The sequence below is a fragment of the Escherichia sp. E.sYA108 genome, assembly GCF_011754335.1.
GTDB lineage: Bacteria > Pseudomonadota > Gammaproteobacteria > Enterobacterales > Enterobacteriaceae > Escherichia > Escherichia coli.
On the sequence record NZ_JAAQVZ010000001.1, the window covers coordinates 4,480,467 to 4,492,361 of the forward strand.

An 11,895-nucleotide genomic window follows, 5' to 3' on the forward strand; every position below is an offset into this window, starting at 1 on the left:
GATGGCTAATCCGCTATATCAGAAACATATCATTTCCATAAACGACCTTAGTCGCGATGACCTTAATCTGGTGCTGGCGACAGCGGCGAAACTGAAAGCGAACCCGCAACCAGAGCTGTTGAAGCACAAAGTTATTGCCAGCTGTTTCTTCGAAGCCTCTACCCGCACCCGCCTCTCTTTCGAAACTTCCATGCACCGCCTGGGTGCCAGCGTGGTGGGCTTCTCCGACAGCGCCAATACATCACTGGGTAAAAAGGGCGAAACGCTGGCCGATACCATTTCGGTTATCAGCACTTACGTCGATGCGATAGTGATGCGTCATCCGCAGGAAGGTGCAGCGCGCCTGGCCACCGAGTTTTCCGGCAATGTACCGGTACTGAATGCCGGTGATGGCTCCAACCAACATCCGACGCAAACCTTGCTGGACTTATTCACCATTCAGGAAACCCAGGGGCGTCTGGACAATCTCCACGTCGCAATGGTTGGTGACCTGAAATATGGCCGCACCGTTCACTCCCTGACCCAGGCGCTAGCGAAGTTCGACGGCAACCGTTTTTACTTTATCGCGCCGGATGCGCTGGCAATGCCGCAATACATTCTGGATATGCTCGATGAAAAAGGGATCGCCTGGAGTCTGCACAGCTCTATTGAAGAAGTGATGGCGGAAGTAGACATCCTGTACATGACCCGCGTGCAAAAAGAGCGTCTGGACCCGTCCGAGTACGCCAACGTGAAAGCGCAGTTTGTTCTTCGCGCCAGCGATCTCCACAACGCCAAAGCCAATATGAAAGTGCTGCATCCGCTGCCGCGTGTTGATGAGATTGCGACGGATGTGGATAAAACGCCTCACGCCTGGTACTTCCAGCAAGCAGGCAACGGGATTTTCGCTCGCCAGGCGTTACTGGCACTGGTTCTGAATCGCGATCTGGTACTGTAAGGGGAAATAGAGATGACACACGATAATAAATTGCAGGTTGAAGCTATTAAACGCGGCACGGTAATTGACCATATCCCCGCCCAGATCGGTTTTAAACTGTTGAGTCTGTTCAAGTTGACCGAAACAGATCAGCGCATCACCATTGGTCTGAACCTGCCTTCTGGCGAGATGGGGCGCAAGGATCTGATCAAAATCGAAAATACCTTTTTAAGTGAGGATCAGGTTGATCAGCTGGCGTTATATGCACCGCAAGCCACGGTTAACCGTATCGACAACTATGAAGTGGTTGGCAAATCGCGCCCCAGTCTGCCAGAGCGCATCGACAATGTGCTGGTCTGCCCGAACAGCAACTGTATCAGCCATGCCGAACCGGTTTCATCCAGCTTTGCCGTGCGAAAACGCGCCAATGATATCGCGCTCAAATGCAAATACTGTGAAAAAGAGTTTTCTCATAATGTGGTGCTGGCCAATTAATTGCGGTTGGTAATAAAAGTCTGGCTCCCTATAATGAGCCAGACTTTTTACCGCTGTAATAAAGGAGAAATCATGAGCAAAACTATCGCGACGGAAAATGCACCGGCAGCTATCGGTCCTTACGTGCAGGGCGTTGATCTGGGCAATATGATTATCACTTCCGGTCAGATCCCGGTAAACCCGAAAACGGGCGAAGTCCCGGCAGATGTCGCTGCACAGGCGCGTCAGTCGCTGGATAACGTAAAAGCGATCGTCGAAGCCGCTGGCCTGAAAGTGGGCGATATCGTTAAAACCACCGTGTTTGTGAAAGATCTGAACGACTTCGCAACCGTTAATGCTACCTACGAAGCCTTCTTCACCGAACACAACGCCACCTTCCCGGCACGTTCTTGCGTTGAAGTTGCCCGTCTGCCGAAAGACGTGAAGATTGAGATCGAAGCGATCGCTGTTCGTCGCTAATCTTGATGGAAATCCGGGCTATCATGCCCGGATTAAGTCTAATGACAAACGCAAAATTGCCTGATGCGCTACGCTTATCAGGCCTACGTGATTCCTGCAATTTATTGAATTTGTAGGCCTGATAAGGCATTTACGCCGCATCCGGCATGAACAAAGCTCACTTTGTCTGCAATCTGATTCCGGGCCACCATGCCCAGTTTATTCTTTACTGCCAACCGTAACGACGGCTATAGAACCCTTTCACCAACTGGGTTAACGTCATATACCCTGCCAGAATCGCAACCAGCCACGGGAAATAGCTTAACGGCAGCGCCTGCAGCTGCAGATAACTGGCCAGCGGTGAAAACGGCAATGCGATCCCGACAATCATCACGATCACGGTCATAATCATTAACGGCCACGATGCACAGCTCTGAATAAACGGTACACGACGGGTGCGGATCATATGCACAATCAGCGTTTGCGACAGTAAGCCCACCACAAACCAGCCCGACTGGAACAGCGTTTGCGTTTCCGGCGTGTTGGCATGGAATACCCACCACATCAGGCAAAACGTCAGAATATCGAAAATCGAGCTGATCGGTCCGAAGAAGACCATAAAGCGCCCCAGATCCGCCGGATTCCAACGCTGCGGCTTTTGAATTTGCTCGTCGTCGACGTTATCAAATGGGATCGCCACCTGTGACACATCGTACAGCAGATTTTGAATAAGCAAGTGTAGCGGCAACATCGGCAGGAAGGGCAAGAAAGCACTCGCCACCAGCACGCTGAACACATTACCGAAGTTAGAGCTCGCCGTCATTTTGATGTATTTCAGCATGTTGGCGAAAGTGCGACGTCCCTCAATAACCCCCTCTTCCAGCACCATCAGGCTTTTTTCCAGTAGGATGATATCAGCCGCTTCACGGGCAATATCTACCGCGCCGTCCACAGAAATGCCGATATCCGCAGCACGTAAGGCGGGCGCATCATTAATACCATCGCCCATAAAGCCAACCACATGCCCTTCGCGCTTCAGTAAGGTCACAATGCGTTCTTTATGCATCGGCGTCAGGCGAGCAAACAGCGTGGTGCGCTGTGCGAGATTTGCCAGTTCGTCGTCAGATAGCGTTTCAATATCACTACCAATGACCACCTCTCCCGCGTCCAGCCCCACTTCATGGCACACTTTCGCTGCAACTAACTCACTGTCGCCAGTAAGGATTTTTACGGTAATTCCACTCGCTTTTAATGCCTTCAGTGCCGGAGCGGTTGTCTCTTTTGGCGGATCAAGGAAAGCAATATATCCTTCGAGGATCAGGTCGGATTCATCCGCCCGCTGGTAATCTCCTTCACGCGCTGGCAGGTATTTCGTCGCCACCGCAACCACGCGCAGCCCCTGACGATTCAGCGTATCAGTAACCCGCTTAATCTTACGCAGCATGGTGTCATCGAGCGGTACAATCTCGCCATTGTGACGCACTTGCGAACACACATTGAGGATTTCCTGCAATGCGCCTTTGCAAACCAACTGATGGTGTTCGGTATTTTCTGCCACAACCACCGACATCCGACGACGCTCGAAATCAAATGGAATCTCATCAATTTTTTGCCAACGGCTGGCCAGCGAGCGCGCTGACTCTTCATCCGTACCTTCGAGCACCGCTGTATCAAGCAGGTTTTTAAGCCCGGTCTGGTAATGGCTGTTCAACCACGCGCTATGCAGCACGCGTTCGCTAGTTTTACCGGAGATATCGGTATGATTCTCCAGCACAATTTTATCCTGTGTCAGGGTGCCGGTTTTATCAGTGCACAGAATATCCATTGCGCCAAAGTTCTGAATGGCATCCAGATGTTTGACGATCACTTTCTGTTTCGACAACTTGACTGCGCCACGCGCCAGCGTCGAGGTAACAATCATCGGCAACATTTCTGGCGTTAAGCCTACCGCGACCGAAAGCGCAAACAGTGCAGCTTCCCACCAGTCGCCTTTAGTGTAACCATTGATAAGCAACACCACCGGAGCCATCACCAGCATAAAGCGAATCAGCAGCATACTGACGCGGCTAATCCCTTGCTGAAAGGCATTCGGCTCGCTTTCCTGCTCACTAACACGACCCGCCAGTTGACCAAACCAGGTATTGGCACCTGTGGCAATCACCATTGCTTGTGCCGTGCCGCTCACCACGGTGGTGCCCATAAAACACAGGGTGTCGCACTCCAGCGGATTGCTGTGCTCCGGCTGGCGAGTGGTAGCGGCTTTTTCTACGGGCAGAGACTCACCGGTTAACGACGCCTGAGCGACAAACAGATCCCGCGCCTGCAAGATACGTAAATCTGCCGGGATCATATCCCCCGCCGCCAGTTTTATAATATCGCCGGGCACCAGCTGGTCTATCGGGATCTCCAGCCAGCCATTTTCGCCTTTGTCGTTAATTACTCGCAGTACCGTCGCGGTATTACTGACCATCGCTTTCAGGGCATCTGCCGCTTTGGTGGAACGAGCTTCCTGAATAAAGTTCAGCAACGTAGAAATAGCGACCATTAGCGCGATAACACCTGCGGCAAATAAATCTTCCGTGGCGTAAGAAATAGCACCAAGAATGGTGAGCAAAATATTAAAGGGGTTGCGATAGCAGACCCATAAATGTACCCACCACGGCGACGGTTGTTGTGCGGGTAATTTATTTTCACCATGTTGTTCGCGGGCAGATTCCACTTCCGCCAGATTTAACCCTTCCGGATGGGTGTCGAACGTTTTCCACAATTCTTCTTCGGGCATCACCGCCATTTTCAGGCAATGCGCACTTAAAGAAGGCGGGACCGCCGCATTCACTGTCTGCTGCGCGCCAGGCAATGGATCACGATGAACCAGACGGGAAGGTAAATGGCGAATGAGCCGGGTAAAAATTTCTTTAAACATAAGGAGTCCCTCCGCACTGTCTGAAACAGTACAGAAATGTCTTCAGGCGTGGCGAAGCCTTACCTGAAGGTAATAAAGCTGAGCAGGGACGTTAAAACGTCACGGCCTTACGCATCCGGTAACGCCGTGAAAAGACGGGCTTACCGGAAAAGTTTTAATCTCCGTCGAGGGAGAGGCGTGGGATCAGGTTCCATATAACCTCCGGTAAGTGAAAAAAGCGCCGCAAATAATAAGGAGAATCCAATAATATTCGTAGCATTTATGGCGATATAATACCTGCTGGCAACTAAACCAACGATAAACCAGACTTTACCCATTGCTGAATGCACAGGTAAAGTTAGGCTCAAATAATTAAACAACACGTTATGGGACAACAGGATGCAAAATCGGCTGACCATCAAAGACATCGCGCGCTTAAGCGGCGTGGGGAAATCTACGGTTTCCCGGGTGCTGAATAACGAAAGCGGCGTGAGCCAGCGCACGCGCGAGCGTGTTGAAGCAGTGATGAATCAGCATGGATTTTCCCCTTCCCGCTCTGCGCGCGCTATGCGTGGGCAAAGCGATAAAGTGGTCGCCATCATTGTTACCCGTCTGGATTCGTTGTCAGAAAATCTCGCCGTTCAAACCATGCTGCCAGCGTTCTATGAACAAGGTTACGATCCAATCATGATGGAAAGTCAGTTTTCCCCACAATTAGTTGCCGAACATTTGGGGGTGCTGAAACGGCGTAATATCGACGGCGTAGTGCTGTTCGGTTTTACCGGCATAACAGAAGAAATGTTAGCCCACTGGCAGTCATCGCTGGTTCTGCTGGCGCGTGACGCAAAAGGCTTTGCTTCGGTCTGTTATGACGACGAAGGGGCAATCAAGATCCTGATGCAACGGCTGTATGACCAGGGACATCGTAATATCAGCTATCTCGGCGTGCCGCACAGTGACGTGACGACCGGTAAGCGACGTCACGAAGCCTACCTGGCGTTCTGCAAAGCGCATAAACTGCATCCCGTTGCCGCTCTGCCAGGGCTTGCTATGAAGCAAGGCTATGAGAACGTAGCAAAAGTGATTACGCCTGAAACTACCGCGTTACTGTGCGCAACCGACACGCTGGCACTTGGCGCAAGTAAATACCTGCAAGAGCAACGCATCGACACCTTGCAACTGGCGAGCGTCGGTAATACACCGTTAATGAAATTCCTCCATCCGGAGATCGTCACCGTAGATCCCGGTTACGCCGAAGCTGGACGCCAGGCGGCCTGCCAGTTGATCGCGCAGGTCACCGGGCGCAGCGAACCGCAACAAATCATCATCCCCGCCACCCTGTCCTGATCGTTTCCCGAACGATAAATTGTGATCTTCGCTGTGTTTCGGGAACGTTCCCGTTTTTAAATTTTTCCGCGCAATATATTCTGCAGCCAACCAAAAATGTCATCTGCCATGGGGCTTTATGATGAGCAAAATAAACCAAACGGATATCGATCGGTTGATTGAAATGGTCGGCGGGCGCGGCAATATTGCGACGGTGAGCCACTGTATTACTCGCCTGCGCTTTGTCCTCAACCAACCGGCCAATGCCAGACCGAAAGAAATTGAGCAACTCCCCATGGTGAAAGGCTGTTTCACCAATGCCGGGCAATTTCAGGTGGTGATTGGCACCAACGTGGGTGATTACTATCAAGCACTGATTGCGTCAACCGGACAGGCGCAGGTTGATAAAGAGCAGGTAAAAAAAGCCGCCCGGCAGAATATGAAATGGCATGAGCAGTTGATCTCTCATTTCGCGGAGATCTTCTTCCCATTGCTGCCCGCGTTGATTAGTGGTGGTTTGATCCTCGGTTTTCGCAATGTGATCGGCGATTTGCCCATGAGCAACGGTCAGACGCTGGCGCAAATGTACCCTTCCCTGCAAACGATCTACGATTTTCTGTGGTTGATCGGTGAAGCGATCTTCTTCTACCTGCCGGTCGGGATTTGCTGGTCAGCGGTGAAAAAAATGGGTGGTACACCGATCCTCGGTATCGTGCTTGGCGTAACGCTGGTTTCTCCACAGCTGATGAACGCTTATCTGCTCGGGCAGCAGCTGCCGGAAGTATGGGACTTTGGCATATTCAGCATCGCCAAAGTGGGCTATCAGGCGCAGGTCATCCCGGCACTGTTAGCCGGACTGGCGCTGGGCGTTATTGAAACTCGTCTTAAGCGCATCGTGCCGGATTACCTCTATCTGGTGGTGGTGCCCGTCTGTTCGCTGATCCTCGCGGTGTTCCTCGCCCATGCGCTGATTGGTCCGTTTGGTCGCATGATTGGCGATGGCGTTGCCTTTGCGGTACGTCACCTGATGACCGGCAGCTTTGCTCCGATTGGCGCGGCATTGTTTGGCTTCCTGTACGCCCCGCTGGTGATCACCGGCGTACACCAGACCACGCTTGCTATTGATTTGCAGATGATTCAAAGCATGGGTGGCACGCCAGTGTGGCCGCTGATTGCGCTGTCGAATATTGCTCAGGGCTCCGCCGTGATAGGTATTATCATTTCCAGCCGCAAGCACAATGAACGCGAGATCTCCGTGCCTGCCGCTATCTCCGCCTGGCTTGGAGTCACTGAGCCTGCTATGTACGGCATCAACCTGAAATATCGCTTCCCGATGCTGTGCGCGATGATTGGTTCTGGTCTGGCAGGATTGCTATGCGGCCTGAACGGCGTTATGGCGAATGGCATCGGCGTAGGCGGCCTGCCGGGAATTCTCTCGATTCAGCCGAGCTACTGGCAGGTGTTTGCGCTGGCAATGGCTATCGCCATCATCATCCCGATTGTACTCACCTCGTTTATCTATCAGCGGAAATACCGCCTGGGCACGCTGGACATTGTTTAATTTTCTTCGGGGCGCAATTGCGCCCCCTCGCATTTGCAGGAATAACGTAATGACTCATCTTCCCCACTGGTGGCAAAACGGCGTTATCTACCAGATTTATCCAAAGAGTTTTCAGGACACCACGGGTAGCGGCACCGGCGATTTACGTGGCGTTATCCAACGCCTGGACTATCTGCATAAACTGGGCGTTGATGCCATCTGGCTAACCCCCTTTTATGTCTCTCCCCAGGTCGATAACGGTTACGACGTAGCGAATTATACGGCGATTGATCCCACCTATGGCACGCTGGACGATTTTGACGAACTGGTGACACAGGCAAAATCGCGTGGGATTCGTATCATTCTCGATATGGTGTTTAACCATACCTCTACCCAACATGCCTGGTTTCGCGAGGCGCTGAACAAAGAAAGCCCTTACCGCCAGTTTTATATCTGGCGCGATGGAGAACCAGAAACGCCACCGAACAACTGGCGTTCAAAATTCGGTGGTAGTGCGTGGCGCTGGCATGCAGAAAGCGAACAGTACTATTTGCATCTCTTTGCACCAGAACAGGCGGATCTCAACTGGGAGAATCCAGCGGTACGCGCAGAGCTGAAAAAAGTCTGTGAGTTCTGGGCCGATCGTGGGGTCGACGGGTTGCGCCTGGATGTGGTGAATCTGATCTCCAAAGATCCGCGTTACCCTGAAGACCTGGATGGCGACGGGCGTCGCTTCTATACCGACGGGCCACGAGCACACGAGTTTTTGCACGAGATGAACCGCGATGTGTTTACGCCACGCGGGTTAATGACCGTAGGTGAAATGTCCTCCACCAGCCTTGAGCATTGCCAGCGATACGCGGCACTGACAGGCAGTGAATTGTCGATGACCTTTAATTTTCATCACCTGAAGGTCGATTATCCCGGAGGTGAAAAATGGACGCTGGCTAAACCTGACTTTGTGGCGTTGAAAACATTGTTCCGCCACTGGCAACAAGGAATGCACAACGTGGCATGGAATGCCTTGTTCTGGTGTAACCACGATCAGCCGCGCATTGTTTCTCGCTTTGGTGATGAAGGTGAATACCGCGTGCCTGCGGCAAAAATGCTGGCGATGGTGCTGCATGGCATGCAGGGAACGCCGTATATCTACCAGGGCGAAGAGATTGGCATGACCAACCCACATTTCACGCGCATTACTGACTATCGCGACGTGGAGAGCCTCAATATGTTTGCCGAGCTGCGCAACGATGGGCGTGATGCCGACGAGTTATTGGCAATCCTCGCCAGTAAATCCCGTGACAACAGTCGCACACCCATGCAATGGACCAACGGCGATAATGCCGGGTTTACGGCTGGCGAACCGTGGATTGGCCTGGGCGATAACTATCAGGAAATCAACGTAGAAGCAGCGCTGGCCGATGAGTCCTCGGTGTTTTACACCTACCAAAAGTTAATCGCACTGCGTAAGCAAGAAGCCGTCCTGACATGGGGCGATTACCAGGATCTGCTGCCAAACAGCCCTGTATTGTGGTGCTATCGCCGTGAGTGGAAGGGGCAAACCTTGCTGGTCATTGCCAACCTTAGCCGTGAGACCCAACCCTGGCAGCCAGGGAAAATGCTCGGCAACTGGCAGCTTGTGATGCATAACTACGAAGAAGCCTCACCACAACCCTGTACCATGACTTTACGGCCTTTTGAGGCTGTCTGGTGGTTACAGAAGTAAATCTTCGCTAAGCCCCGGTAATGCCTGTCATTCCGGGGTTTTGCCTGTCAGTATGTTGTTTTTGTTGATTTTATAATCAAAAAATTCATTAAAAAATTTACATATCGCTGTAGCGCCCGTCATCCGTACGCTCTGCTTTTTACTTTGAGCTACATCAAAAAAAGTTCAAACATCCTTGATGCAAAGCACTATATATAGACTTTAAAATGCGTCCCAACCCAATATGTTGTATTAATCGACTATAATTGCTACTACAGCTCCCCACGAAAAAGGTGCGACGTTGTGGATAAGCGGATGGCGATTGCGGAAAGCACCGGAAAACGAAACGAAAAAACCGGAAAACGCCTTTCCCAATTTCTGTGGATAACCTGTTCTTAAAAATATGGAGCGATCATGACACCGCATGTGATGAAACGAGACGGCTGCAAAGTGCCGTTTAAATCAGAGCGCATCAAAGAAGCGATTCTGCGTGCAGCTAAAGCAGCGGAAGTCGATGATGCCGATTATTGCGCCACTGTTGCTGCGGTTGTCAGCGAGCAGATGCAGGGCCGCAACCAGGTGGATATCAATGAGATCCAGACCGCAGTTGAAAACCAGCTGATGTCGGGGCCATACAAACAACTGGCTCGTGCTTACATCGAGTACCGTCACGATCGCGACATTGAACGTGAAAAACGCGGTCGCCTGAACCAGGAGATCCGTGGTCTGGTCGAGCAGACCAACTCCTCGTTACTCAACGAAAACGCCAACAAAGACAGCAAGGTGATTCCAACCCAGCGCGACCTGCTGGCCGGGATCGTGGCTAAACACTATGCACGCCAGCACCTGCTGCCGCGTGACGTGGTGCAGGCACACGAACGTGGTGATATTCACTATCACGATCTCGATTACTCACCGTTCTTCCCGATGTTCAACTGCATGTTGATCGACCTGAAAGGCATGCTGACCCAGGGCTTTAAAATGGGGAACGCCGAGATTGAACCGCCGAAATCGATCTCTACGGCAACCGCGGTAACTGCGCAGATTATTGCTCAGGTCGCCAGCCATATTTATGGCGGCACCACCATTAACCGTATCGATGAAGTGCTGGCACCGTTTGTCACCGCCAGCTACAACAAACATCGCAAGACCGCAGAAGAGTGGAACATCCCGGACGCCGAAGGCTACGCTAACTCTCGTACCATCAAAGAGTGCTACGATGCCTTCCAGTCGCTGGAGTACGAAGTAAACACCCTGCACACCGCCAACGGTCAAACACCGTTTGTGACCTTTGGTTTTGGTCTGGGCACCAGCTGGGAGTCGCGCCTGATTCAGGAATCTATCCTGCGTAACCGTATCGCCGGCCTCGGTAAAAACCGTAAAACGGCGGTGTTCCCGAAACTGGTGTTTGCGATTCGCGATGGCCTGAACCATAAAAAAGGCGATCCGAACTACGACATCAAACAGCTGGCGCTGGAGTGCGCAAGCAAGCGCATGTATCCGGATATCCTGAACTACGATCAGGTAGTGAAAGTCACCGGTTCGTTTAAAACCCCGATGGGCTGCCGCAGCTTCCTCGGCGTGTGGGAAAATGAAAACGGCGAGCAGATCCACGATGGTCGTAACAACCTCGGCGTGATCAGCCTGAACCTGCCGCGTATTGCTCTGGAAGCAAAAGGCGATGAAGCCACCTTCTGGAAGCTGCTGGATGAACGTCTGGTGTTGGCACGTAAGGCGCTGATGACCCGTATCGCTCGTCTCGAAGGCGTGAAAGCGCGCGTAGCCCCGATCCTCTATATGGAAGGCGCTTGTGGCGTGCGTCTGAATGCTGACGACGACGTTTCTGAAATCTTCAAAAACGGTCGTGCGTCTATTTCGCTGGGTTACATCGGCATCCACGAAACCATTAACGCGCTGTTCGGCGGCGAGCATGTTTACGACAACGAGCAGCTGCGCGCGAAAGGTATTGCTATTGTTGAGCGTCTGCGTCAGGCGGTGGATCAGTGGAAAGAAGAAACTGGCTACGGTTTCAGCCTCTACAGTACGCCGAGTGAGAACCTGTGCGACCGCTTCTGCCGTCTCGATACCGCTGAGTTTGGCGTGGTGCCGGGCGTGACCGATAAAGGTTACTACACCAACAGTTTCCACCTCGATGTGGAGAAGAAGGTGAACCCGTACGACAAGATCGACTTTGAAGCGCCTTACCCGCCACTGGCGAACGGTGGCTTCATTTGCTATGGCGAGTATCCAAACATTCAGCACAACCTGAAGGCGCTGGAAGATGTCTGGGATTACAGCTATCAGCATGTACCGTATTACGGCACCAACACACCGATCGATGAATGCTACGAGTGTGGCTTTACCGGCGAATTTGAGTGCACCAGCAAAGGCTTCACTTGTCCGAAATGTGGTAACCATGACACCTCCCGTGTGTCGGTGACTCGCCGCGTGTGCGGATATTTAGGTAGCCCGGATGCACGTCCGTTTAACGCTGGTAAGCAGGAAGAAGTTAAGCGCCGCGTTAAACATTTGGGAAATGGGCAGATAGGTTAATCTTCACTCTGTGTTAAGCA

Annotated in this window: 9 protein-coding genes; 7 read left to right on the forward strand and 2 right to left on the reverse strand. The window is 52.1% G+C overall.

The genetic code is table 11. The annotated features are described in order from the left end of the window. Position 1 precedes the first annotated feature (1 nt). From pyrB to ridA, 3 genes are all read left to right on the forward strand, one after another. A complete protein-coding gene (gene pyrB / locus HBM92_RS21490) occupies positions 2-937 on the forward strand; it encodes an aspartate carbamoyltransferase (protein WP_000013046.1) in 936 nt (311 codons plus the stop codon). Positions 938-949: 12 nt separating this feature from the next. Then, positions 950-1,411 (forward strand): aspartate carbamoyltransferase regulatory subunit, encoded by a 462-nt coding sequence (pyrI, locus tag HBM92_RS21495; protein ID WP_000148581.1) that lies wholly within the window; start codon positions 950-952, stop codon positions 1,409-1,411. A gap of 72 nt (positions 1,412-1,483) precedes the next feature. After that, a complete protein-coding gene (ridA, locus tag HBM92_RS21500; RefSeq protein WP_000047539.1) occupies positions 1,484-1,870 on the forward strand; it encodes a 2-iminobutanoate/2-iminopropanoate deaminase in 387 nt (128 codons plus the stop codon). Positions 1,871-2,075: 205 nt separating this feature from the next. Here ridA and mgtA read toward each other — a convergent pair whose 3' ends face one another. Beyond that, positions 2,076-4,772: a magnesium-translocating P-type ATPase gene (gene mgtA, locus HBM92_RS21505; protein WP_000471858.1), complete on the reverse strand. Its 2,697-nt coding sequence runs from the start codon at positions 4,770-4,772 to the stop codon at positions 2,076-2,078. A 140-nt stretch (positions 4,773-4,912) separates the two neighbouring features. After that, the gene (mgtL, locus tag HBM92_RS21510; protein WP_001387276.1) at positions 4,913-4,966 is read right to left on the reverse strand and encodes a mgtA regulatory leader peptide MgtL; all 54 of its coding nucleotides are present in this window, start codon (positions 4,964-4,966) and stop codon (positions 4,913-4,915) included. Between the two features lie 184 nt (positions 4,967-5,150). Here mgtL and treR point away from each other — a divergent pair, with 184 nt between their 5' ends. From treR to nrdD, 4 genes are all read left to right on the forward strand, one after another. Next, on the forward strand, positions 5,151-6,098 hold the full coding sequence (gene treR, locus HBM92_RS21515; protein ID WP_001181324.1) for a trehalose operon repressor TreR: 948 nt from the start codon (positions 5,151-5,153) through the stop codon (positions 6,096-6,098). A 118-nt stretch (positions 6,099-6,216) separates the two neighbouring features. Continuing rightward, positions 6,217-7,638 carry a PTS trehalose transporter subunit IIBC gene (gene treB / locus HBM92_RS21520; protein WP_001304662.1) on the forward strand — a complete coding sequence of 474 codons (1,422 nt, stop codon included), beginning with the start codon at positions 6,217-6,219 and terminating at the stop codon, positions 7,636-7,638. 49 nt (positions 7,639-7,687) lie between these two features. Continuing rightward, on the forward strand, positions 7,688-9,343 hold the full coding sequence (gene treC, locus HBM92_RS21525; protein WP_001304663.1) for an alpha,alpha-phosphotrehalase: 1,656 nt from the start codon (positions 7,688-7,690) through the stop codon (positions 9,341-9,343). A gap of 393 nt (positions 9,344-9,736) precedes the next feature. Beyond that, positions 9,737-11,875 (forward strand): anaerobic ribonucleoside-triphosphate reductase, encoded by a 2,139-nt coding sequence (nrdD, locus tag HBM92_RS21530; protein WP_000187799.1) that lies wholly within the window; start codon positions 9,737-9,739, stop codon positions 11,873-11,875. Positions 11,876-11,895: the final 20 nt, after the last annotated feature.

Bases quoted from the DNA above. Each gene is read 5' to 3' on its own strand.
- treB (WP_001304662.1), top strand. From the start codon at position 6,217: ATGATGAGCAAAATAAACCAAACGGATATCGATCGGTTGATTGAAATG.
- treR (WP_001181324.1), top strand. From the start codon at position 5,151: ATGCAAAATCGGCTGACCATCAAAGACATCGCGCGCTTAAGCGGCGTG.
- nrdD (WP_000187799.1), top strand. From the start codon at position 9,737: ATGACACCGCATGTGATGAAACGAGACGGCTGCAAAGTGCCGTTTAAA.
- ridA (WP_000047539.1), top strand. From the start codon at position 1,484: ATGAGCAAAACTATCGCGACGGAAAATGCACCGGCAGCTATCGGTCCT.
- pyrI (WP_000148581.1), top strand. From the start codon at position 950: ATGACACACGATAATAAATTGCAGGTTGAAGCTATTAAACGCGGCACG.
- mgtA (WP_000471858.1), bottom strand. From the start codon at position 4,772: ATGTTTAAAGAAATTTTTACCCGGCTCATTCGCCATTTACCTTCCCGT.
- treC (WP_001304663.1), top strand. From the start codon at position 7,688: ATGACTCATCTTCCCCACTGGTGGCAAAACGGCGTTATCTACCAGATT.
- pyrB (WP_000013046.1), top strand. From the start codon at position 2: ATGGCTAATCCGCTATATCAGAAACATATCATTTCCATAAACGACCTT.